Source organism: Streptomyces luteolus (assembly GCF_029968015.1).
Lineage (GTDB): Bacteria > Actinomycetota > Actinomycetes > Streptomycetales > Streptomycetaceae > Streptomyces > Streptomyces luteolus.
Genome location: NZ_JASCIS010000014.1, coordinates 100482 through 122741 on the forward strand (window position 1 = coordinate 100482; position 22260 = coordinate 122741).

Genomic DNA, 22260 nt, shown 5'->3' on the forward strand with positions numbered 1-22260 from the left:
CTCAGATCCGCACCCCGCCCGCCCGCAGATACGCCAGCGGGTCCACGTCCGAGCCGTAGCCGGGGCCCGTGCGGATCTCGAAGTGGAGGTGGGGGCCCGTGGAGTTGCCGGTGGAGCCGGAGCGGGCGATGCGCTGGCCAGGGCCGACGTCCTGGCCGGTCCGTACGGTGAGTGCGGAGAGGTGAGCGTACTGGCTGTAGCGGCCGTCGGCGTGCCGGATCACCACCTCGTAGCCGTACGCACCGCCCCAGCCCGCCGAGACGACCCGGCCCCCGGCGACGGCCCGCACCGACGTGCCGGTCGGTACGGCGAAGTCGACGCCCGTGTGGTAGCCGCTGGCCCAAGATCCGCCGGAGGCGCGGTAGGGCGTGCTGGGGCTCGCGGCGACCGGTGCGCTGAGGCCGCCGCCCTTCGGCGTGGACGCCGCCCGCTCGGTCTGCTTCTCGGGCTTCGGTTCCGGCTTCGGCTTCGGTTCCGGCTTCGGCTTCGGCTTCGGTTGTGGCTTGGACTCGGGCTTGGACTTGGGCTCCGCTCGTTCCGGCGTGCGCTCGACCGTCGTGCCGCCGCTGCCGCCGCGGAGCGCGAGCCGCTGGCCCGGCACGATCAGGTCCGGGTCCGCGCCGACGACCTTGCGGTTCGCCGCGTACAGGCCCTTCCAGCCGCCCTCGACGTCCTCGGCGTCCGCGATCGTGGAGAGGCTGTCGCCGCGTACGACGGTGTAGAGCTCGGCCTTGCCCGCGTTGGACTGCGGAGTGGTCTCGGGGCGTACGGCCTGGCGGGGCGCGGCGCGGCCCTTGATCCGGCTCACCAGGGCGTCCTGAGCACCCTCGGCACCCTCGGCGCCCTCGGCACCCTCGGCGCCCTTCGCCAGGCCCGCTCGGGTCGAACAGTGGGGCCACGCGCCCGGCCCCTGCGCGTCGAGGACCTTCTCGGCGACCGCGATCTGCTGCTCACGGGTGGCGAGGTCGGCGCGCGGGGCGTACGCGGTGCCGCCGTACGCCTCCCACGTGGACTGGGCGAACTGCAGCCCGCCGAAGTAGCCGTTGCCCGTGTTGATCGACCAGTTGCTGGTGGATTCGCAGGCGGCCACCTTGTCCCAGGTGTCCGCGCCGGCCGCGTGCGCGGTGCCGCCGACGAGCGGGAGCGCCATTCCGGCCCCGCCGGCCGTGACGGTGAGCGAGGCCCGGTTGATCCTGCTCGCCTTGTACCGGCGGTGCCGGCCGCGTAAGCCCATGGGTTCCCCTCAAGCCACGTTCTCGTAGGGGGACATGTCCGTGTTCCCCCGGAAGTGTCGAGCGCCGCCAACGTAGGCGCCGCCGACGGCGCCTGACAAGAGGTCGGCTCACGGAGCAGTCAAGTACCTTGGGAGCCAACGCAGTTGTGCGGCCTGCTGGTAGGGTCCGCCGCCCTCGTGCTCGTTGAACTCGTACACCTCGATCGACTTGTCCTCGCCCGCGTACGCGTTGAACGCGCCGAACACCGTTGACGGCGGGCAGGTCATATCCCGCAGCGCGACCGAGAACAGCGCGGGGGCCTGCGCGCGGGCCGCGAAGTGCACGCCGTCGAAGTAGGACAGCGTACGGAAGACCGCGTCCCCGCCGAGCCTGCGGGACTTGAGGTAGAGGGCGATCTCGCTGTACGGCGGGTTGTCGGTGAGGCTCGCGGCGCGCGGGAAGTCGCAGAGGAACGGCACGTCCGGCAGGACCGCCGCGAGGTCGGGGACGAGCCCGCTCACCGCGATCGAGATGCCGCCGCCCTGGCTGCCCCCGGCGACGGCGACGCGCGCGGCGTCCACCAGCGGGTGCGAGCGGGCGGCCTCCACGGCGCGCACGGCGTCGGTGAACACCCGCCGGTAGTAGTAGGTGTGCGGGTCCTCGACGCCGCGCGTCATGAAGCCGGGGTAGGCGGGTGAACTGCCCACCGGATCAGGGGTGTCGCCCTGCGCCCAGCCGCCGCTGCCCTGCCCGCGCGTGTCCATCACGAAGTGCGCGAACCCGGCGGTGGCCCACAGCAGATGCATGTGCGGCAGGCCGCGCCCGCCCCCGTACCCGATGTACTCGACCACCGCGGGCAGCGGTCCCTCGGCGTCGGCGGGCAGGATCAGCCAGCCCTTCACGGGGTGGCCGCCGAAGCCCGCGTACGTGACGTCGAGGACCCGCACCCCGGCGAGCGGCACCTCGACCGGCTCGAACCGTGCCGCCAGATCGTGCTCGCGCGCCTCGGCCAGCGTCTTCAGCCAGAACTCGTCGAAGTCGTCCGGCGCGGGGTGCTCCGGGTGGTACGTGCGCAGCTGGTCGAGCGGCAGATCGAACAACGCCATGAGCGGCAGTCCCCTCTGACTCGGCTTCTCAGACTCGGCTTCGTCCCTGACGCGTCGCAGCATGTCCGATTACGGGGCGCGTGGCCAGAGCCCCGCCTCCAGGCCCTTCATCACCGGGTCGGTCCAGGTGGCGGTGGCCGCGAGGGGGTCCGCGAGGCCGAGGGAGAGCAGGATCTCGGTGGTTCCCTGGTTGAGGGAGACGGCGTGCCGGGGCGCGCTCTTCAGGGTCACCTGGTGGCCGCAGTTGTCGAGGGTGCGTGGGTAGCCCTTGGCGGTCGCCTTCCCCGTGGAGGCCGCGTCACCGCCCGCGACCGGAACGGACCTCCGGGAAGGCGCTCCGTCCGGGCGAACCCGAGTCCGAAGACCTGCCAGCGACCGGCCCGTGCAGCCCAGTGGCGTCAAGTGCCCCGCCCGTCCCCCTCACCGCTGCGCGTCAGTTCCGGATTCGCACCGGATTCCCTGGCCTCGGATGTGGCTCGACTGGCCCCGGCACGCTACCAAGCGCGCCCGGTGGGCCCGTCGCTGGGGCTTCCACCAGGCGCGACTACGCGAGGATCGAGGCCGGGTCCGTCGTCCCGGATCATCCGACGCCGGATCGCTCCGTCGTCCCGGATCATCCGACACCGGATCGGTCCGTCGACCCGGATCATCCGCTACGGGAACCGGTCCGTCGGCACCCTCCCGATCCGCTAGCGGATCGGCCCCGGCTGCGGTTCCGGTTCCGGGACCGGGTCGGGCCCCGGCGGCTTCGGGACCGGGGACGGCGACGGCTCGGGCGGCCCCGGCTGGGGCTGCGGGTCCGGGACCGGGGACGGGAAGGGATCGGGCCGGTCCGGGCCTGGTCCTGGGCCTGGCGGCACGGGTCCCGGTGTCGGAGCGGGAGGTACGGGGTCGGGGTTGGGATGTGTCATGGGGAACTCCTCCTAGGCCACGCGTTCCCTCGTACGGCGGGTCCACGCCTGCGGATCCCCGGGTGCGGGCGGCGGGCGGCCGGTGTGCGGGCGGCGCGCGGCGGGCGTGGGGCGGGCGGGCTGCGCCACAAGCAACCCTGTGCGCCCGGCGCCCACCGCGCAACAGCAGCGGACGCGCACCGAAGTCAGCGGCCGGTCGGCCCGCCGCACCGGCGGGGAGCGGCCGGTCAGCCCGTCACGCGCCGCAGCCGCAGCCGCAGCACGGGATGTCCCGCGAGGTCTTCTGTTAGTACGTGGCGTACGGCGCGAACAGCTCGTGGAGGCGACGATCAGGTGGTCGTCACGGTGCGTGACGTAGATCAGTACGGTGCGCCGCCACTGGCCGGTGCGCCGCCCCCGTAGTCGAGCAGCAGGCAGGGCACGCCCCGGATCGTGGTGCCCTGGGTGCCGCCGGACTCCGCGTAGAGCCTGGCCTGCTCGGCGACCCAGCCGGTGGGGCTGATCACCACGCCGTCCTGGGCCATACCGGTCACGGGTACGTGGGTCGCGTACGTCAACGCCCCTGCCCCACCCGCCTGTTCCCGGGTCCGGCCGCCGCCTCGTCACCACAGGCGCGCCGGTGTCGCCCGCGCCCCGGTGCGGCGTTCAAGGGGACGGGACAGGGCGGGCTCCCTACGATTGACGGCATGGAACTCGCCCTCTTCGCCGGAATCCCCGTGACCGACTACGCGGCGGCCCTCGCCTGGTACGAGCGACTGTTCGGCGTTCCCGCGACGTTCTTCCCCAATGACGTCGAGGCCGTCTGGGAACTCGCGGAGAACCGGTCCGTCTACATCGAGCTGTTGCCGGAACGCGCAGGTCACGCCTTTCACACCCTGTTCGTCAGCGATTTCGACGAGCGCGTCGTGGCGATGGCCGAGCGCGGCCTCGAACCCGTACTGCGGGAGACGTACGAGAACGGGGTGCGCAAGGCCACGTACCGCGACCCGGACGGGAACGAGATCGGCTTCGGCGGCGCCCCGCTCTGACCGGGCGCCGCCCCTGGGCCGCCGCTCACCCGCCGGACACCGTGACCGGCTCGACCTCGTCCCCCGCCGACAGGCCCTTCTTGTACGGGAGTTGGACGGCCGGGATCGGCTCGCCCGGGTCCGACTGGGACGCGAACTGGGTCCGGTACAGCTCCGCGTACCGTCCGTCGGCCGCCAGGAGGTCCTCGTGGCGGCCGCGCTCCACGATGCGGCCGTCCTCGACGACGAGGATCAGGTCGGCTGCGCGGACCGTGGACAGGCGGTGGGCGATGACGACGGCGGTGCGGTCGGCGAGTGCCTCGGTGAGGGCCTGCTGGACGGCGGCCTCGGAGGTGTTGTCGAGGTGGGCGGTCGCCTCGTCGAGGATCACCACGCGCTGCCGGGCGAGCAGCAGCCGGGCGATGGTGAGGCGCTGGCGCTCGCCGCCGGAGAGCCGGTAGCCGCGCTCGCCGACGACGGTGTCGAGGCCGTCCGGCAGGGACGCGATCAGCTCGTCGAGGCGGGCCCGGCGCAGCGCGTCCCAGAGCGCGTCCTCGTCGGCGGCCGGTCGGGCGAGCAGCAGGTTGGCGCGGACGGACTCGTGGAAGAGGTGCCCGTCCTGCGTGACCATCCCGAGGGTGGCCCGCACGGATGCGGCGCTCAACTCCCGTACGTCCACGCCCCCGAGGCGTACGGCTCCGGAGTCGGCGTCGTAGAGGCGGGGCACGAGCTGGGCGATCGTGGACTTGCCGGCGCCGGAGGAGCCGACGAGCGCGACGGTCTGGCCGGGCTCCGCGCGGAAGGAGACGCCGCGCAGGACTTCGTCGCCGCCGCGGGTGTCGAGTGCGGCGACCTCTTCGAGTGAGGCCAGGGAGACCTTGTCGGCGGACGGGTAGGCGAAGCGGACGTCCTCGAACTCGACGGCGACCGGGCCTTCGGGCACGGCGCGGGCGTCGGGCTTCTCCTCGATCAGGGGCTTGAGGTCGAGCACCTCGAAGACCCGCTCGAAGCTGACGAGGGCGCTCATCACCTCGACGCGGGCCCCGGCGAGCGCGGTCAGCGGGGCGTAGAGCCGGGTCAGGAGCAGGGCGAGGGCGACGACCGCGCCGGGTTCGAGGGTGCCCGCGAGCGCGAACCAGCCGCCGAGCCCGTAGACCAGGGCGAGCGCGAGGGCGGAGACCAGGGTGAGTGCGGTGATGAACGCGGACTGCGCCATGGCGGTGCGGACGCCGATGTCGCGGACCCTGCGCGCGCGGGCGGCGAACTCGGCGGACTCGTCGCCGGGCCGCCCGAACAGCTTGACGAGGGTCGCGCCGGGCGCCGAGAACCGCTCCGTCATCCGGGTGCCCATGGCCGCGTTGTGGGCGGCGGCCTCGCGCTGGAGCCGGGCCATCCGGCTGCCCATGCGGCGGGCGGGCACGACGAAGACGGGCAGGAGCAGCAGGGCGAGCAGGGTGATCTGCCAGGACAGGCTGAGCATCACGGCGAGGGTGAGCAGCAGCGTCGCGAAGTTGGACACCACTCCGGAGAGGGTGTTGGAGAAGGCCCGCTGCGCGCCGATGACGTCGTTGTTGAGTCGGCTGACGAGGGCTCCGGTGCGGGTGCGCGTGAAGAACGCAACGGGCATGCGCTGTACGTGGTCGAAGACCGCGGTCCGCAGGTTGAGGATCAGGTCCTCGCCGAGGCTCGCGGAGAGCCACCGGTTCAGGAGCCCGAACCCGGCCTCGGCGAGCGCGATCACGGCGATGAGCAGCGCGAGGCGGACGACGAGGCCGGGGTCCTTCCCGCCCACGATGGCGTCCACGACGGCTCCGGCGAGCATCGGCGTGGCCACGGCGAGCAGCGCGGTCACCACGCTGAGCAGCACGAACTGGATGATGCGGCGGCGGTGCGGGCGGGCGAAGGCGCCGATGCGGCGCAGGGTGGCGCGGGCGAAGGGGCGGCGGTCCTGCTGCGCGGTGACGACGTTGTGCAGCTGGACCCAGGCTGTGGTTTCCATGCTCATGTCCAGCACGGTAGAACCTCAAGCATTGTTTAGGTCAAGCGGTGAGCGCGAAACCTGTCAGGTCGCGGCGGCAGCGGCCGGCTCGAACCGCCGTAGCAGCAGGACCCCCGCCGCGCTCGCCGTGAAGTACATGAGAGGGAGGTGTTGTGCATGCCGATCTCCATGCAGGCCGCGACGGCCTGCGCGTGCCAGGCGTCGCGGGCCCGCGAAGATCGGCGAGACGCCCCCTGGGGGCCATACGCGGTGGGGCGTTCCGCTGATCGACGGCGGCACCGTCCGCCTCCCCCGCCTCATCGGCACGAGCCGCGCCCTCGACCTGATCCTGACCGGCCGAGCGGTGCCCGCGCGCGAGGCGTACGAGATGGGCTCGCCAACTGCCTCGTACCGCCGGGCCGGGCGCGCGGTGGCTGAGGAGCTCGCCGCGACCATCGCCCGCTTCCCCCAGGCCTGCCTGCGCAGCGACCGGGCCTCGGTGCTCGACCAGGAGGGGCTGCCGGAGGAGGAGGCGATGAGACGTGAACTGCGGTACGGGGCCGGGGTGTTGGCGGAGTCCTTGGAGGGCGCGGCACGCTTCGCCTCGGGGGTGGGGCGGCACGGGTCGTTCGAGGAAGGGTGACCCGCGAGCGCCTGGGCCTCAGGGCAGCAGGCGCCAGTCCGCGAGCAGCGCGGCGATCAGGCCCGTGCCGAGCACCCAACTGCCCAGCCGGGTACGGCCGCGGCGGCTGAGCTCGATGACGATGCCGCAGAGGATGAGCAGCAGGCCGTACACGCCGACGACCAGGACCGATGAGCGGCTCGCGAGACGGACGGCGAGCACGGCCGCGGCGGCGGCCATGAGGAGGGAGGCGGCGGCTATGCGGAGGCGGCGGGCCTGGCGCGGGGCGAGCCCGGACCGGGGCTCGGCGTCCGCGTCCGGTTCCTCGGACTCCGCTTCGCCGTCGACCTGCTCCTCCTCGTCGAGTCTGGGCGCGGCGGCCGTCCCCCGGGACTCGGGCGCGGCATCCCCGCTCGGGCCGCTCTCCCCGCCCTCCCCGCTCCCACCAGCGGGAACCTTCGTCTGCTCGGACTCCCGCTGCTCGTCCCGCTCTTGATCAGATGCGCTCATGGCCTGGATCGTAGCCGCTGCTCCGCGAGCGCCGACCCGCCCGCCCGGCAGCCTCCTCAGCGCAGCAGCAGCTGCAGTCCGCCCAGAATCGTCGCGCCGATCACCAGGCGTTCGAAGAGCCGCTGGTCGATCCGGTCCACGCACCGCTTGCCGAGGTACGCGCCGGGCACGACGAAGAGCAGCATGGCGGCGTCGAGCAGCAGGGAGCGGGTGTCGATCAGGCCGAGCCCCACGCTGAAGGGGACCTTGAAGGTGTTGACGATGAGGAAGAACCAGGCCGACGTACCCAGGAAGCCGAGTTTCCGGAAGCCCGCGGAGAGCAGGTAGAGGGACATCACCGGGCCGCCCGCGTTGGCGACCATCGTCGTGAAACCGCCGAGCACACCGTACGAGCGGGCCTTGATCCGCCCGGCCCGCGAGCCCACCGCGGACGCCCCCCGCGCATCCTCGTCCGGCGCATCCTCGTCCCGCACTTCCTCGGCGGCCTTGCCCGCCCCGCGCCGCCGGGCCATCGTGACGCTCGCCATCAGCAGCAGGATCGCCCCGATCGACGTCCGTACGGCCGCGTCGTCCGCCCACATCATGAAGACCACGCCGACGAGCACGCCGAGCGCCACGGCCGGGAAGAGCCGCCACAGCGTGGGCCAGTGCGCGTGCCGTCGGTAGGTGAGGACGGCGAGCACATCGCCCGCGATGAGGATGGGCAGCAGCACACCGGTCGACTCGCGAGCGGGCAGTACGGCCGCGAAGATCGCGAGGCTGACCGTATTGGCGCCGCTGACGGCGGTCTTGGAGAAGCCGACGAGGGCTGAGGCGAAGGCGAGAGCGGCCAGCTCCCACAGGGTGAGGGTGTCCATAGGGAGACCGATGGTATGCGCACCCATCTCGGCGGCCGCCGACTCCCCTCCCACCTGTCCCACCTGCCCCGCCCACACGACCTCGGTATACGGAGGCCGCACACCTCCGCCGGAATTCGGTATACGGAGGACAGGGTCACGGGCGCCGGGAGCCGCACGGCGCGGGCAGGATGGGCGGGTACGGAACGTGCCGGTCGGCTGGCTTGTCGGTGAGCCAGCCGACCGATGCGTTTCCGGAGCGCGGCCCTCGTCGCTCCCCTCCGCCTGCGGGGAGGGCCGACCGCGCGCCCGTCCGGCGGCGGCCTGCCGGACGGGCGCCCCCTTCTCTCCACACCCCTCGATTTCGTCTCCTTGACGAAAACTGGCTCCTTCTTTATGGTCGTACTGACCAATACAGAGAGCGGGCCGGAGAGCCTCGCCCGACCCCAGGGGGACCCATGGCCGACATCACCCGGCGCCTCGGCTTGCGCCACCTGCGCTCCGCGCCGACCGCCCACATCCGGCACCACCGGGGCGGCAAGCTGGTGCACGACGGGCCGGGACTGAGCTTCTGGTACCGCTCACTGAGCGCCGCGCTCTCCGAAGTGCCCGTGAACGACCGGGAGTTGGAGATGGCGTTCCACGCCCGCACCTCCGACTTCCAGGACGTCACCGTGCAGGCCACCGTCACGTACCGGATCAGCGATCCCGCCGCGGCCGCCGGACGGCTCGACTTCTCCGTGGACCCTGACACCGGGCAGTGGCGAGGCGCCCCGCTGGAGCAGTTGGCGACGCTGCTCACCGAGACCGCGCAGCAGCACGCCCTGGACGTACTCGCCCGTACCGCCCTGTCGGCCGCGCTCGTCGACGGCGTCAACGCGGCACGGGAGCGGATCACCACCGGACTCGGCCGGGAGCCGCGGCTGCCCGCCACCGGGATCGAGCTGGTCGCGGTGCGGGTCGTCGCGATCCGGCCGGAGGCCGAAGTGGAGCGGGCGCTGCGCACCCCGGCGCGGGAGGAGATCCAGCAGGAGGCGGACCGGGCCACGTACGAGCGGCGGGCCGTGGCGGTGGAGCGGGAACGGGCCATCGCCGAGAACGAGTTGGCGAGCCGGATCGAACTCGCCCGCAGGGAGGAGCGGTTGGTGGAGCAGCGCGGCACCAACGCGCGGCGCGAGGCCGAGGAGAACGCCTCCGCGGACGAGGTGCGGAGCACCGCCGAGGCCGCCCGGAAGGTACGGCTCGCCGAGGCGGAGGCGGCCGCCGCCCGTACCGTCGGCGAGGCGCGGGCGCACGCGCAGACCGCGTGGCTGCGGGCGCACGCCGAGGTGGACGCGGCCACGCTGACCGCCCTCAACGCGGGCCGGCTCGCCGAGAACCTGCCGCGCATCGACAGCCTGACGATCTCGCCGGACGTCCTGACCGGGTTCCTGGAGCGGCTCGGATCCACCGGAAGCGCGGCGAGCGAGCGATGAGCCTCGCTCCCCGCGCCGTCCTGGTCCACCGCACCACCGAGTACGAGGAGTTGCTCGCCCGGCACGGCACGCACGGGCAGGCCGCGTACTTCCTCGGCTCGCGCGGCCGGGACATCGCCGAGGTCGCCGAGCGGCACCACCGGACCCTGCGGGCGCTCGCCGAGGTGGCCGCCGCCGTCCCGTCGAGCTGGCGGCAGGCGCGGGTCGAGCGGGCCGATCTGGACCGGTTCCTGTTCGGGCCCGAGGACGTCGTGGTCGTGGTCGGCCAGGACGGTCTGGTGGCCAACGCGGCGAAGTACCTCGACGGGCAGCCGGTCGTCGGGATCGACACCGACCCGGGCCGCAACCCGGGTGTGCTCGTGCGCCATCGGGCCGCCGACGCACGGAAGTTGCTGCCCGCCGCGGCCTCCGGGCGGGCCGCGCGGGAGGCGTTGACGATGGTCGCGGCCGTCGCCGACGACACACAGCGGCTGCTCGCGCTCAACGAGATCTACCTGGGCCCGCCCGGCCACCAGACCGCCCGCTACCGCCTAGCTCCTGACACGGAGGACAAGCCCGACACAGAGGACAAGCCCCACGCGGAGGGCGAGCCCGCGGAGCCGCAGGCCTCCTCCGGAGTGCTCGTCGGCACCGGCACCGGCGCCACCGGCTGGCTGCGTTCCCTGTGGCTGCAGCGCGGCGGCGGGCTCGCCCTGCCCGCGCCCACGGAACGGCGGTTGGCGTGGTTCGTGCGCGAGGCGTGGCCGTCCCCGGCGACCGGGACGGCGCGGGTCGAGGGGCTGCTCGGGTCCGGCGAGGTGCTGCGGCTGACCGTGGAGTCGGAGCGGCTGGTGGCCTTCGGGGACGGCATGGAGGGCGACGCGCTCGACCTGACCTGGGGTCAGACAGTGCGGATCGGGGTCGCGGACAGGGCGCTGCACCTGGCCGGTTGACGGCGGCGCACCCGCACCCGTACCGAAGGACGCGAACCAACTGGTCACACAACCGCCATCCTCCAGCCTCTTGACCTGGACCCTCTTCTGCCACTCCACTTGACTTGTCCGAACAAGTTCCCGACCCCGGCAGAGGTCCCCCCACTCATGACCCCACCCAAGCCCGAACTCAACCGCCGCCGTTTCCTGCAGTTCGCGGGCGCCACCGCGGGCGCGGCCGCCCTCTCCGGCAGCATCGCGCGGGCCGCGGCCATTCCCGCCGCCCGCCGCACCGGAACCGTCGAGGACGTCGAGCACATCGTGGTCCTGATGCAGGAGAACCGGTCCTTCGACCACTACTTCGGCGCGCTCAAGGGTGTCCGCGGCTTCGGCGACCCGCGCCCGGTGACGCTGCCGAGCGGCAAGTCCGTGTTCCACCAGCCGGACGGCGGCAAGGAGGTGCTCCCGTACCACCCGGACGCGGAGGACCTCGGCATGCAGTTCATCGCGGGCCTCGACCACGACTGGGCGGGCGGCCACAAGGCCTGGAACAACGGGCGGTACGACCAGTGGATCCCGGCCAAGTCGGCGGGCACGATGGCCCATCTGACGCGCGAGGACATCCCGTTCCACTACGCGCTCGCCGACGCGTTCACCGTCTGCGACGCGTACCACTGCTCGTTCATCGGGGCCACCGACCCCAACCGCTACTACATGTTCTCCGGCCACACCGGCAACGACGGCCAGGGCGGCGGACCTGTGCTCGGCAACCAGGAGGCAGGGTACGACTGGACGACGTACCCGGAGCGTCTGGAGAAGGCCGGGGTCTCCTGGAAGGTGTACCAGGACATCGGCGACGGCCTGGACGCGGACGGCGGCTGGGGCTGGATCGACGACGCCTACCGGGGCAACTACGGCGACAACTCGCTGCTCTACTTCAACAAGTACCGGAACGCCGAGCCCGGCAACCCGCTGTACGACAAGGCCCGCACCGGGACGAACGTCAAGGCGGGCGACGGTCTCTTCGACCAGCTCAAGGCCGACGTGAAGGCCGGGAAGCTGCCGAAGATCTCCTGGATCGCCGCCCCCGAGGCGTTCACGGAGCACCCCAACTGGCCCGCGAACTACGGCGCCTGGTACATCTCCCAGGTCCTGGACGCGCTCACCGCCGACCCGGAGGTGTGGGCGCGTACGGCGCTGTTCATCACGTACGACGAGAACGACGGCTACTTCGACCACGTGGTGCCGCCGTACCCGCCGGCCGACGCCGATCAGGGCCTGTCGACGGTCGACACGAGCCTGGACTTCTTCAAGGGCGGGATGGGCTACGGAGCCGGTCCCTACGGGCTCGGGCAGCGCGTGCCGATGCTGGTCGTCTCGCCGTGGTCGACGGGCGGTTACGTCTGCTCCGAGACCTTCGACCACACCTCGATCGTGCGGTTCATGGAGCGCCGCTTCGGCGTGGCCGAGCCGAACGTCTCGCCCTGGCGCAAGGCCATCTGCGGCGATCTGACCTCGGCCTTCGACTTCGGCCTGAAGGACACGGACCCGGCCGAGCTGCCCGGCACGGACGGCTACCGCCCGCCGGACAACGAGCGCCACGACAGCTACGTACCGAAGCCCCCGGCCCAGCCGCGACTCCCCGTCCAGGAAGCCGGTTCGCGGCCCACGCGCCCGCTGCCGTACGCCCCGCACGTGGACGGCGCCGCCACCCCGGCCTCCGGGCGCTACACGCTGACGTTCAGCGCGGGCGCGAAGGCCGGCGGCACCTTCCACGTCCGCTCCGGCAACCGCACCGACGGCCCCTGGACGTACACCACCGAAGCGGGCAAGACGCTCTCGGACACCTGGAACTCGGAGTACTCCGACGACGCGTACAACCTGACGGTGCACGGCCCGAACGGCTTCCTGCGCACCTTCAGGGGCCCGGGCAGGACCGCCGGACCCGAGGTCACCGCCCGCCATGTCACCGCCGACGGCACCCTCGCCCTGGCCCTCACCAACACGGGCTCCACCGAGGCACGCCTGCTCCTGACCGACGCGTACGGCGGCCCCGGCAAGTCCTTCACGGTGGCGGCGGGCAAGACGGTGAAGCACACCGTCGACCTCTCGGTGGGCAAGCGCTGGTACGACGTGTCCGTGACGTCCGAGTCGGACGCGACGTTCCTGCGCCGGTTCGCCGGACACGTCGAGACGGGCAAGCTGGGCGTGAGCGACCCGGCGATCCGTACGGCCTGAACCCTGCGGCTCCCCCGACCGGGGTCCGGCGACCGAGCCGGACCCCGGCCCCCGCGTCTCAACCCCCGTACGGATACGGCAGGATGACGCCTTGCCTCCCCGGCTCGTCCGTACGTCCGGCACCTGATGCACACGTTTCCGGCACATGCGTGCGACCCGGTCGTACGGCCTGTCCGTACCGGAGACACGCAGGCGCAGCCGAGAGACGAGCAGGTGACCAGTTGAACAAGCACGTGGGCCTCGTGACCGACCCGGGCGGTGCCCGATGAGCCGGGACCTCACCGCGCACGACGCGCTCCTCGCCGCCGTCGCGCTCGCCGCGGGCATCGCCGCCGGGCTGCTGCTGCGGCTCGTGCTGCGCTGGCTCGGCCGGCACGTGGTGCGCACCCGGTGGCGCGGGGACGACGTCCTTGTGGCGGCGCTGCGCACGCTCGCGCCGTGGGCGGCGGCGATAGCGGGGGCGGCCGCGGGTGCGGGGGCGCTGCCGCTGACCTCATCGGTGCGGACGGTCGTGAACCGGTCGCTGAGCGCGCTGCTCATCCTGGTCGCCACGCTGATCGTGGCGCGGGTGATCACGGGCGCGGTGCAGTCGGTCACGCAGTCCCGGACGGGGGTCGCGGGTTCGGCCACGATCTTCGTGAACATCACGCGGGTCGTGGTCATCGCCATCGGCTTCCTGGTGGTCCTCGAGACCCTCGGCGTCTCCATCGCGCCGCTGGTCACCGCGCTCGGCGTGGGTGGTCTGGCCGTCGCGCTCGCCCTCCAGGACACGCTCGCCAACCTGTTCGCGGGCGTGCACATCCTCGCGTCGAAGACCGTGCAGCCGGGCGACTACATCCGGCTGAGCAGCGGCGAGGAGGGCTATGTCGTCGACATCAACTGGCGCAACACCGTGGTGCGCAACCTCTCCAACAACCTCGTGATCATCCCCAACGCCCAGCTGTCCGGCACCAACATGACCAACTACACCCGGCCGGAACAGGAGCTGACGATCCTCGTCCAGGCCGGCGTCGGGTACGACAGCGACCTGGAGCACGTCGAGAGGGTCACGGTCGAGGTCGTGGCCGAGGTGATGGCGGAGGTCGAGGGCGCCGACCCGGAGCACGAACCGGCCGTCCGCTTCCACACGTTCGGCGACTCGCGGATCGGCTTCACGGTGATCCTGGGCGTCGGCGAGTTCAGCGACCAGTACAGGATCAAGCACGAGTTCATCAAGCGCCTGCACCAGCGCTACCGCGCCGAGGGCATCCGCGTCCCCGCCCCGACGCGCACCGTCGCACTCCAGCAGGAGGGCTCCGCGCCGCTCGACGCCGCCGCGATCCCGCTCCAGCGGGGGAACGGCGCGCCGGTTCCCTGACTCCGGTCGCACTGTGTCGGGTCCGGGTGGTCACGGGCACAGGTCCATCGGCCATACTGCGCACCGTGGAAAAGCGCATGGACGAGAACGCCGCTCCCCTGCACGTGCACGCCGCGTCGACGGACCCGGGCTTCATCCCCGGCATCACCCCGTCGAAGCCCGTGGCGCCCGAGGACGACGCCGACGCCCCCGTCGAGCCCGCGTCCGCGACCGAGCCCGAGCAGGACGAGGAACAGGCCGCAGCGAACGAGACCGAAGCCGCCGACGCGGAGGCCGACGAGCCCAAGGCTCACGGGGAAGCGGAGGCCGGGGACGACGACGGCGAAGGGGACGACGACGGCGAAGGGGACGGCGAAGGGGACGGGGACGGCGACACGCCCGAAGGCCCCGCCTTCGAGGCCGCCGACCACCGCGGCTCCATCACCGTCGACGGCGCCGGCCTCCGCTTCCGCCTCGACGACCAGGAGGCCGAGTTCGACTGGGACGAGATCGGCGCCGTGGAGCACTCCACGTCCCGCTTCGGCCGCCGCTTCACGGTCACCGCCCACACCCTCGCGCGCCGCGCCTACCCGGCCGAGGTCCAGGCCCCGGACAAGGCGACCCTGAAGCGGTGGGCCACGGATCTTGACGAGGTGCTCGACGCGCACTTCGAGGATTGAACACGCCCTCCCCTTGGAAGACGCACCTCTGGAAGACGGTCCTCCGTACGTGACCGAGGACTCCGGGCGTCGAAAGGGGTCACCATGGCACGAACAAAGGCGGGCGACAGCACCACGGGCGCGACCGGTTCACGCCGGTCGCGTCGGCGGCGGTCCTTCGCGGGCCCGCGCGCGCAGCCGGACAAGAGCACTCCCGGGCCGCGACTGCCGCTGCTCGCCCGGCTGCTGCTGATGGCCGTGGCCTTCGCGGCCATGGCCGCCTTCGCCGTCGTACTGGCGCGCCTGACCGTCAGCCCGCAGCCCGCCTCGGAGGCGCTGACGCACAGCAATCTGCAGCCCGGATCGTCCATCCGGCAGTACCTGGCGCAGCCCGAAGTCCTCGACGCGGTCAAGCAGTTGGGCGGCAACGTGGCGCTCGGTGTGCCGTTCGGGGTGCTGCTGCCGCTGCTGTTCCCGCGTACCCGAGGCCGCCTGCGGGTGGCGCTCACCACGGCCGGGGTGATGCTCCTGGTCGAGCTGGTGCAGGGCGCGCTCGTCACCGGCCGGGCCTTCGACGTCGACGACGTCGTCCTGAACACCACCGGCGCCCTCCTCGGCTATCTCTTCCTCGGCCGACGCCTCGGCCGCGCCGTCCACCCACCGCGCCCCACCTGGTGGCGGCAGTTCGGCCGACGACGTACCGCTTCCGGTACCCAGACCTGACCGGGGTGCGGAGTCGCCGAGAGCCCAGGCGGTCGGGAAACCGCCGGAGGGCCGCCCCGGATCTCCCCGGAGCGGCCCTCCCTCTCACCACGCGCCTCGGCTCAGACCGCCACCGCGGCCGGTGCGGCGGACGCGGGTGCGGGGGCCGGGGCGGGCGTCGGCTCGGGCGTGGCAGCTGAGGCCGGGGCCGACGGCATCGTGGTCGACTGGGCGTCCGCGCGCGCCAGTTCGCGGCGGAGGCGGGTGAACGGTCGGGGGCGGTCGAGGGCGAGGACCGCGGTCGTACGGGCGTCGCGTTCGTAGACGGCGAGGAAGCCGCCCTCCTCCGTGGAGCCCTCGACGATCCTCGGTACGTCGCCCTGCTCGCGCCGCCCGGCGAACTGGAGCCGGGAGCCGTACTGGTCGGACCAGAAGTAGGGCAGCGGGCGGACGTGTTCGACGGTGTGGCCGGCGAGGAGGTTGCGGACGGCGACGCGGGGCTGGGCCGTGGCGCTGGTCCAGTGCTCGGCGCGGACGCCGCCGACCCGGGCCACGTCGCCGACCGCGACGACCTGGGGCAGGGACGTGACGCAGCCGTCGTCGCAGAGCACCCCGTCGTGGACGGCGAGCGTCGAACCGGCCAGCCACTCGGTGGTGGGGGTCGCGCCGATGCCGACCACGACGACGTCGGCGGGGAACAGGCGGCCGTCGGTGAGGCGTACGCCGGTCACCCGGGTCCCGCCCTCGATCGCGGCGACGCCCGTACCCGTGACGAGCCGTACGCCACCGCGTTCGTGCAGCCGCGCGCAGACGGCGGCCATCTCCGGCCCGAGCTGCCCGAGGAGCGGCAGGGGCGCGGCCTCGACGACGGTGACATCGTGGCCCATCGCGGCGCAGGACGAGGCGGTCTCGGCGCCGATGAAGCCGCCGCCGATGACCACGACGCGTCGCGTGCCGCGGTGCAGGTCGGCGCGGAGCGCGCGGGCCTCGTCGAGGGTGCGCAGGGTGTGCACGCCGGGGAGCTGGGGTCCGGGCAGGCGGCGGGCGCGGGCTCCGGTGGCGATGACGAGGCCGTCGGTGGAGACGGTGCGGCCGTTGTCGAGGAGTACGGTGCGGCCGCGGGCGTCGAGGCCGCGGGCACGTACGCCGAACATCCACTCGGCGCCGAGTTCGAGGGTCTCCTCGTCGTCGGACAGGGCGAGGTCGCTCTCGGACGCCTTGCCGGAGAGGAAGTCCTTGGACAGCGGGGGGCGGTCGTAGGGGCGGTGCTGCTCCTCGCCGACGATGACGAGCCGGCCGTCGAAGCCCTGCGCCCGCAGTTCCCGGGCGGCGTACAGTCCGGCGAGCGAGGCGCCCACCACGGTCACGGTCCTCATGAGGCTGTGCCTTTCTCGTGGATCCGGCCCGCGCGTGCGTGGCGTGACCGGAGCGGCTCCGGGGGGTGTGGAGGCGGCGCGGCGGTCAGGCCGCGGCGTTCTCCTTCTCGCTGCGGTGGACGTGGATCATGCCGTCGTCGACCGTCACCCGGTGGGTGCGGACCGGGCGGCGGGCGGGGAGGCAGGTGGGGACGCCCGTACGCAGGTCGAACGACGCCTCGTGGAGCGGGCATTCGACCAGGCAGCCCTCCAGAAAGCCCTCGGAGAGCGAGGCGTCCTGGTGCGTGCAGGTGTCGTCGATGGCGTACAGCTCGCCGTCCGTGTGGAACACGGCGATGGGCGGCTCGACGTCTACGCGGACGGATTCGCCCTCGGGGAGCTCTTCGAGGCGGCAGACGGGAATCACAGGCACCCCTCTTGGTTCTGGACCGTTCGGTAACCTACTGTTTCGCATCACGCACCGTGGTGCGTCGTGCGCAACAGAATCCGGTCGAGAAGCCCCGTACGTCAAGGGGGTTCTCGCAGATGCGGTCCGAGAGGCGACCGCGAGGTGGTGAGAGACGAACTATGCGCCGGAAACAAGTGCAGGTGAGAGCGGGTACGACGGTCAGGGCGACGACGGTGGGACCGCCTCGGGAAATGTCCGGATCGGAGCCCCCCGAGAAGCCGCCGAAGGGGCCGGCCGGTTCGGTGCAGTCCGTGGACCGCGCGATCAGCGCCATGGAGAGCCTCGCGCGGCAGGGCGAGGCCGGGGTGTCGGAGATCGCCGAGGAGCTGGGGGTGCACAAGTCGACCGCGTTCCGGCTGCTCGGCGTCCTGGAGCAGCGCGGCCTGGTCAACCAGTCCGCGGACCGGGGCAAGTACTACCTCGGGGCCGGTGTGCTGCGCCTGGCGGGGGCGGCGGCAGCGCGGATGGACATCTCGCAGGAGGGCGCCCCGGTCTGCCGTGAGCTCGCGGACGAGCTGGGCGAGACGGTCAACATCGCCATCCTCGACGACGACGCGGCGGTCAACATCATGCAGGCCCGCGGCTCGGCCTCCGTGACGGCGCAGAACTGGCTCGGCAGACGCACACCCCTGCACGCCACCTCCAGCGGCAAGGTGCTCCTCGCCCATCTGCCGCCGACGCTGCGCGAGGGCCTGCTCGCCCGCAGCCTGCCGCGGTTCACCGCGCACACCGTGGTCAGCGCGGCCGCACTGCGGGCCCAGCTGACGGAGGTCGGCGGGCAGGACTTCGCCGTCGCCGTCGAGGAGTTGGAGATCGGGCTCGCCTCGGTGGCGGCACCGGCCCGGTCGCACGACGGCAAGGTGCTCGGCGCGGTCAGCGTCTCCGGTCCGGTGTATCGGCTGACCGAGGAACGCATCCCGGAACTGGCCCGGCGCACGGTCGCGGCGGCGGGCGAACTGTCGCGGCGGATGGGTCACGGCCTGTGACCTGACCCGTACGCACCGCCGCGAGGCACCTCCGAACATCCCGGAAGCCGCACAAGAACGCCAGGTCAGAGCCCTTGAACCCGGCGTCCTTGGGCGGCTTCCGGCCGTCCCGGCCCGGCCGGAGGAGCGTGTCCGGGGGATGACCCAGGGTCAGCATCGTTTTTCCAATGCTTGATCCGTACCCCTTGACGGCGTCCTGACGGCGTTCCCAAGATGTGTTCAACGTCGCTTATCGCGCAACGCATCGCGCACAGCGCAACATCCAAGGGGAGTTGGTCGTGCCACACGAGGTCCGCGCCGTCGTCGCTCTCAAGAAGGGCGCACCCGTCGAGGTGCAGACGATCGTCGTTCCCGATCCCGGTCCGGGAGAGGCCCTGGTCAAGGTGCAGGCCTGCGGGGTCTGCCATACGGATCTGCACTACCGGGAGGGCGCGATCAACGACGACTTCCCGTTCCTGCTCGGCCACGAGGCGGCCGGGGTCGTCGAGTCCGTCGGCGAGGGCGTCACGGACCTCTCCCCCGGCGACTACGTGGTGCTCGCCTGGCGCGCCCCCTGCGGAAGCTGCCGCTCCTGCCGCCGTGGCCGCCCCTGGTACTGCTTCGACTCCCGCAACGCCGCCCAGCCCATGACCCTCCTGGACGGCACGCCCCTGAGCCCCGCCCTCGGCATCGGCGCCTTCGCCGAGAAGACCCTGGTCGCGGCCGGGCAGGCCGTGAAGGTCGACCCGGCCGCCCGCCCGGAGGCCGCGGGCCTGATCGGCTGCGGCGTGATGGCCGGGTACGGAGCGGCCGTCAACACCGGCAACGTCCAGCGCGGCGACACCGTGGCCGTCATCGGCTGCGGCGGCGTCGGCAACGCGGCCATCGCCGGGGCCTGCCTGGGCGGCGCCCGCAAGGTCATCGCCGTCGACATCGACGACAAGAAGCTCGACCGCGCCGAGAAGTTCGGCGCCACCCACACCATCAACTCCCGTGGCACGGACCCGATCGAGGCGGTCCGCGCCCTCACCGACGGCTTCGGCGTCGACCTCGCCATCGACGCGGTGGGCCGCCCGGAGACGTACAAGCAGGCCTTCTACATGCGGGACCACGCGGGCGTCCTCGTCCAGGTCGGCGTGCCCGACCCGGACATGACGGTCGAGATCCCGCTGATCGACCTCTTCGGCCGCGGCGGCGCCCTCAAGTCGTCCTGGTACGGGGACTGCCTGCCCACCCGCGACTTCCCCGTACTGATCGACCAGCACCTCTACGGACTGCTCGACCTGAACGGCTTCGTCACCGAGAAGATCGCCCTCGACCAGGTCGAGGAGGCCTTCGCCAAGATGCACCGGGGCGAGGTCCTGCGCTCCGTGGTCGTGCTCTGACCGTCATTCGAGAACCGTCCGCAGAACGGTCCGAACAACTGCCCGCACAAGGCAGTTCACCCCGTCCCCCTGCCGTCCCCGCCACCCAAGGAGGGGCATGTCCAGCACACCCCACCCCCGCCCGGCCTCCGCAGGCCCCCGCGTCGTCATCGTCGGCGCCGGCATCGTCGGCTGCTCGCTCGCCGACGAACTCACCGCCCGCGGCTGGACCGACGTCACCGTCCTCGAGCAGGGCCCGCTGCCCGCGCCCGGCGGCTCCACCTCGCACGCGCCGGGCCTGGTCTTCCGTACGGGCCCGTCGAAGACCCTCACTGCCTTCGCCCAGTACACCGTGGAGAAGTTCAACTCCCTGGAGGTGGACGGGCTTCCCTGCTTCAACCCGGTCGGCGGCCTCGAACTCGCCACCACCCCCGAGCGCTGGGCCGACCTGCACCGCAAGGCCGGCTGGGCCGCCGCCTGGGGCGTACGCGGGGAGCTGATCTCCGCCGAGCGCTGCAAGGAGCTGTGGCCCTTCATCGACGAGTCCAAGGTGCTCGGCGGCTTCCACACGCCCGAGGACGGGCTCGCCCGCGCGCTGCTCGCCTCCCGCGCCCAGATGGAGCGCGCCCAGGAGCGCGGCGCCACGTTCCTCGACCGGCACACCGTGACCGGCATCGAGAAGGAGGACGGCCGCGTCACCGCCGTCGTCACCGACCGGGGCACCTTCCCGGCCGACCACGTGGTGTCCGCCGCCGGATTCTGGGGCCCGGTCATCGGCCGCATGGCAGGCGTCGACGTACCGCTGCTCCCGCTCGCGCACCAGTACGCGAAGACGAAGCCGCTGCCGGAGCTGGAAGGCGCCAACGACCCGCGCACGGAGGCGTCCCGGCCGATCCTGCGGTTCCAGGACCGCGACCTGTACTTCCGCGAGCACACCGACCGCATAGGCATCGGGTCGTACGCCCACAAGCCGCTGCCCGTCGACCCGTTCGCGCTCCTCGACTACGACACGGCCCGCGCGAACAACATGGACATGCCGTCCTCGTACCCGTTCACCGAGGAGGACTGGGCGCCGAGCTGGGAGGACTGCAAGTGGCTGCTGCCCTTCCTGCGTGACGCGGAGGTCGAGGAGGGCTTCAACGGGGTCTTCTCGTTCACGCCCGACGGCATGCCCGTACTCGGCGAGGCCCGGCAGCTGCGCGGCTTCTGGCTCGCGGAGGCCGTGTGGGTCACGCACTCGGCGGGCGTCGCCAAGGCCGTCGCCGAGTGGATGGTCGACGGCAAACCCTCGCTCGACGTGCACGAGTGCGACCTCACCCGCTTCGAGGACGCCCAGCGCTCCCCCGGGTACGTGCACGACCGCGGGGCGCAGCAGTTCGTCGAGGTGTACGACGTGATCCACCCGCTGCAACCCGCCGACCAGCCGCGTCCGCTGCGGGTCAGCCCCTTCCACGCCCGGCAGCAGGAGCTGGGCGCGGTGTTCCTGGAGGGCGGCGGCTGGGAGCGCCCGCACTGGTACGAGGCCAACTCCGCGCTCGCCGAAGGGATTTCGGTCCCCGAGCGGGACGAGTGGTCGGCCCGCTACTGGTCGCCGATCGCCGCGGCCGAGGCGAAGGCGACGCGCGAGAAGGTCGCGCTCTACGACATGACGCCGCTGCGCCGCCTGGAGGTCACCGGTCCCGGCGCGCTCGCGTTCCTGCAGCGCATGACGTCCAACAACCTGGCGAAGAAGCCGGGCGCGGTCACGTACACGCTGCTCCTGAACGAGGACGGCGGGATCCGCTCCGACCTGACCGTGGCCCGGCTCGCCCCGGACCACTTCCAGCTCGGCGCCAACTCCCCCGCCGACCTGGACTGGTTGCTGCGGCACGCGCCCGCCGACGTGCACGTCCGCGACATCACCTCCGGCACCTGCTGCATCGGCGTGTGGGGCCCGCTCGCCCGCGACCTGGTCCAGCCGCTCACCCGCGACGACTTCTCGCACGAGGGCTTCGGCTACTTCCGCGCCAAGCAGACGTACCTCGGCCATGTCCCGGTGACCGCGATGCGTCTGAGTTACGTGGGCGAGCTGGGCTGGGAGCTCTACACCACCGCCGACCTGGGGCTCAGGCTCTGGGACACGCTGTGGGCGGCCGGGCAGGAGCACGGGGTGATCGCGGCCGGCCGGTCGGCGTTCAACAGCCTGCGCCTGGAGAAGGGCTACCGCTCCTGGGGCCACGACATGACCACCGAGCACAACCCGTACGAGGCGGGCGTGGGCTTCGCCGTCCGCATGGACCGCGGCGGCGACTTCGTGGGCCGGGACGCGCTTGCCCGACTCGGCGAGCCCGAGCGGAAGTTGACGGCCCTGCTGCTCGACGACCCGGCCGCCGTGGTCCTCGGCCACGAGCCGGTGCATGTCGACGGCGTGCCCGCGGGGTACGTCACGTCCGCCTCGTACGGCTACACCCTCGGCCGTTGTGTCGCCTACGCCTGGCTGCCGGTGCTGCCCGCCGGGACCGGGGTGCACGTCGAGTACTTCGGCGAGAAGGTTCCGGCGACGGTGATGGATGAGCCTCTGTTCGACCCCGAGATGAGCCGGATCCGGCGCTAGCTCACCTCC

Annotated in this window: 19 protein-coding genes and 2 pseudogenes; 11 read left to right on the forward strand and 10 right to left on the reverse strand. The window is 72.5% G+C overall.

Features of this window, described 5'->3' with window-relative positions:
- Position 1: 1 nt before the first annotated feature.
- The 5 genes and pseudogenes from QIT00_RS16145 to QIT00_RS16160 form a co-directional block, all read right to left on the reverse strand.
- A complete protein-coding gene (locus QIT00_RS16145) occupies positions 2-1234 on the reverse strand; it encodes a transglycosylase family protein (protein WP_282535961.1) in 1233 nt (410 codons plus the stop codon).
- A 108-nt stretch (positions 1235-1342) separates the two neighbouring features.
- Positions 1343-2320, reverse strand: coding sequence for an acetylxylan esterase (locus tag QIT00_RS16150; protein ID WP_282535962.1), 978 nt, complete (start codon positions 2318-2320; stop codon positions 1343-1345).
- A 96-nt stretch (positions 2321-2416) separates the two neighbouring features.
- Positions 2417-2692, reverse strand: a pseudogene (locus QIT00_RS38940) (ABC transporter substrate-binding protein); the annotation flags it as partial.
- A 551-nt stretch (positions 2693-3243) separates the two neighbouring features.
- The gene (locus tag QIT00_RS38945) at positions 3244-3648 is read right to left on the reverse strand and encodes a nitroreductase/quinone reductase family protein (RefSeq protein ID WP_408909785.1); all 405 of its coding nucleotides are present in this window, start codon (positions 3646-3648) and stop codon (positions 3244-3246) included.
- Positions 3591-3788 (reverse strand): hypothetical protein, encoded by a 198-nt coding sequence (locus QIT00_RS16160; protein WP_408909787.1) that lies wholly within the window; start codon positions 3786-3788, stop codon positions 3591-3593. The genes QIT00_RS38945 and QIT00_RS16160 overlap by 58 nt, the downstream gene beginning before the upstream one ends.
- 129 nt (positions 3789-3917) lie before the next feature.
- Between QIT00_RS16160 and QIT00_RS16165 the strand changes: the two genes are divergently transcribed.
- Positions 3918-4259 carry a VOC family protein gene (locus QIT00_RS16165; protein WP_282535963.1) on the forward strand — a complete coding sequence of 114 codons (342 nt, stop codon included), beginning with the start codon at positions 3918-3920 and terminating at the stop codon, positions 4257-4259.
- A gap of 25 nt (positions 4260-4284) precedes the next feature.
- Here the strand turns inward: QIT00_RS16165 and QIT00_RS16170 are convergent, their stop codons facing one another.
- Positions 4285-6243, reverse strand: coding sequence for an ABC transporter ATP-binding protein (locus QIT00_RS16170; RefSeq protein WP_282535964.1), 1959 nt, complete (start codon positions 6241-6243; stop codon positions 4285-4287).
- Positions 6244-6484: 241 nt separating this feature from the next.
- Between QIT00_RS16170 and QIT00_RS16175 the strand changes: the two are divergent.
- Positions 6485-6859, forward strand: a pseudogene (locus tag QIT00_RS16175) (crotonase/enoyl-CoA hydratase family protein); the annotation flags it as partial.
- Between the two features lie 18 nt (positions 6860-6877).
- On the opposite strand, the gene QIT00_RS16180 reads toward QIT00_RS16175, so the two are convergent.
- Positions 6878-7348, reverse strand: coding sequence for a hypothetical protein (locus QIT00_RS16180; RefSeq protein ID WP_282535965.1), 471 nt, complete (start codon positions 7346-7348; stop codon positions 6878-6880).
- A gap of 56 nt (positions 7349-7404) precedes the next feature.
- Positions 7405-8205 (reverse strand): sulfite exporter TauE/SafE family protein, encoded by an 801-nt coding sequence (locus tag QIT00_RS16185; protein ID WP_282535966.1) that lies wholly within the window; start codon positions 8203-8205, stop codon positions 7405-7407.
- Positions 8206-8642: 437 nt separating this feature from the next.
- Between QIT00_RS16185 and QIT00_RS16190 the strand changes: the two genes are divergently transcribed.
- The 6 genes from QIT00_RS16190 to QIT00_RS16215 all read left to right on the forward strand — a co-directional run bounded on the left by QIT00_RS16190 (position 8643) and on the right by QIT00_RS16215 (position 15526).
- Positions 8643-9659 (forward strand): SPFH domain-containing protein, encoded by a 1017-nt coding sequence (locus QIT00_RS16190; RefSeq protein WP_282535967.1) that lies wholly within the window; start codon positions 8643-8645, stop codon positions 9657-9659.
- Positions 9656-10591, forward strand: coding sequence for a diacylglycerol kinase catalytic domain-containing protein (locus QIT00_RS16195; RefSeq protein WP_282535968.1), 936 nt, complete (start codon positions 9656-9658; stop codon positions 10589-10591). Before QIT00_RS16190 ends, QIT00_RS16195 begins: the two co-directional genes overlap by 4 nt.
- 147 nt (positions 10592-10738) lie before the next feature.
- Positions 10739-12808, forward strand: a complete 2070-nt coding sequence (locus QIT00_RS16200; RefSeq protein WP_282535969.1) for a phosphocholine-specific phospholipase C — start codon at positions 10739-10741, stop codon at positions 12806-12808.
- A gap of 265 nt (positions 12809-13073) precedes the next feature.
- Complete coding sequence (locus tag QIT00_RS16205) at positions 13074-14165, forward strand: mechanosensitive ion channel family protein (RefSeq protein ID WP_282535970.1); 1092 nt, start codon at positions 13074-13076, stop codon at positions 14163-14165.
- Positions 14166-14230: 65 nt separating this feature from the next.
- Positions 14231-14824: a hypothetical protein gene (locus QIT00_RS16210; RefSeq protein WP_282535971.1), complete on the forward strand. Its 594-nt coding sequence runs from the start codon at positions 14231-14233 to the stop codon at positions 14822-14824.
- Between the two features lie 84 nt (positions 14825-14908).
- Entirely contained in the window at positions 14909-15526 is a 618-nt protein-coding gene (locus QIT00_RS16215) for a VanZ family protein (protein ID WP_282535972.1), read from the forward strand.
- A gap of 101 nt (positions 15527-15627) precedes the next feature.
- On the opposite strand, the gene QIT00_RS16220 is transcribed toward QIT00_RS16215, so the two are convergent.
- The gene (locus tag QIT00_RS16220) at positions 15628-16881 is read right to left on the reverse strand and encodes an NAD(P)/FAD-dependent oxidoreductase (protein ID WP_282535973.1); all 1254 of its coding nucleotides are present in this window, start codon (positions 16879-16881) and stop codon (positions 15628-15630) included.
- A gap of 85 nt (positions 16882-16966) precedes the next feature.
- The gene (locus QIT00_RS16225) at positions 16967-17287 is read right to left on the reverse strand and encodes a bifunctional 3-phenylpropionate/cinnamic acid dioxygenase ferredoxin subunit (RefSeq protein ID WP_282536024.1); all 321 of its coding nucleotides are present in this window, start codon (positions 17285-17287) and stop codon (positions 16967-16969) included.
- A 233-nt stretch (positions 17288-17520) separates the two neighbouring features.
- Here QIT00_RS16225 and QIT00_RS16230 point away from each other — a divergent pair, with 233 nt between their 5' ends.
- From QIT00_RS16230 to QIT00_RS16240, 3 genes are all read left to right on the forward strand, one after another.
- On the forward strand, positions 17521-18315 hold the full coding sequence (locus QIT00_RS16230) for an IclR family transcriptional regulator (RefSeq protein ID WP_282535974.1): 795 nt from the start codon (positions 17521-17523) through the stop codon (positions 18313-18315).
- A gap of 278 nt (positions 18316-18593) precedes the next feature.
- Positions 18594-19679 (forward strand): S-(hydroxymethyl)mycothiol dehydrogenase, encoded by a 1086-nt coding sequence (locus QIT00_RS16235; protein ID WP_282535975.1) that lies wholly within the window; start codon positions 18594-18596, stop codon positions 19677-19679.
- Positions 19680-19776: 97 nt separating this feature from the next.
- Positions 19777-22251 (forward strand): GcvT family protein, encoded by a 2475-nt coding sequence (locus QIT00_RS16240; protein WP_282535976.1) that lies wholly within the window; start codon positions 19777-19779, stop codon positions 22249-22251.
- Positions 22252-22260 lie beyond the last annotated feature (9 nt).

Coding starts and splice junctions, on each gene's coding strand:
- QIT00_RS16185 (WP_282535966.1), bottom strand. CDS start 8,205: ATGGACACCCTCACCCTGTGGGAGCTGGCCGCTCTCGCCTTCGCCTCA.
- QIT00_RS16200 (WP_282535969.1), top strand. CDS start 10,739: ATGACCCCACCCAAGCCCGAACTCAACCGCCGCCGTTTCCTGCAGTTC.
- QIT00_RS16205 (WP_282535970.1), top strand. CDS start 13,074: ATGAGCCGGGACCTCACCGCGCACGACGCGCTCCTCGCCGCCGTCGCG.
- QIT00_RS16240 (WP_282535976.1), top strand. CDS start 19,777: ATGTCCAGCACACCCCACCCCCGCCCGGCCTCCGCAGGCCCCCGCGTC.
- QIT00_RS16150 (WP_282535962.1), bottom strand. CDS start 2,320: ATGGCGTTGTTCGATCTGCCGCTCGACCAGCTGCGCACGTACCACCCG.
- QIT00_RS16190 (WP_282535967.1), top strand. CDS start 8,643: ATGGCCGACATCACCCGGCGCCTCGGCTTGCGCCACCTGCGCTCCGCG.
- QIT00_RS16220 (WP_282535973.1), bottom strand. CDS start 16,881: ATGAGGACCGTGACCGTGGTGGGCGCCTCGCTCGCCGGACTGTACGCC.
- QIT00_RS16215 (WP_282535972.1), top strand. CDS start 14,909: ATGGCACGAACAAAGGCGGGCGACAGCACCACGGGCGCGACCGGTTCA.
- QIT00_RS16145 (WP_282535961.1), bottom strand. CDS start 1,234: ATGGGCTTACGCGGCCGGCACCGCCGGTACAAGGCGAGCAGGATCAAC.
- QIT00_RS16170 (WP_282535964.1), bottom strand. CDS start 6,243: ATGAGCATGGAAACCACAGCCTGGGTCCAGCTGCACAACGTCGTCACC.
- QIT00_RS16165 (WP_282535963.1), top strand. CDS start 3,918: ATGGAACTCGCCCTCTTCGCCGGAATCCCCGTGACCGACTACGCGGCG.
- QIT00_RS16195 (WP_282535968.1), top strand. CDS start 9,656: ATGAGCCTCGCTCCCCGCGCCGTCCTGGTCCACCGCACCACCGAGTAC.
- QIT00_RS16180 (WP_282535965.1), bottom strand. CDS start 7,348: ATGAGCGCATCTGATCAAGAGCGGGACGAGCAGCGGGAGTCCGAGCAG.
- QIT00_RS16230 (WP_282535974.1), top strand. CDS start 17,521: ATGTCCGGATCGGAGCCCCCCGAGAAGCCGCCGAAGGGGCCGGCCGGT.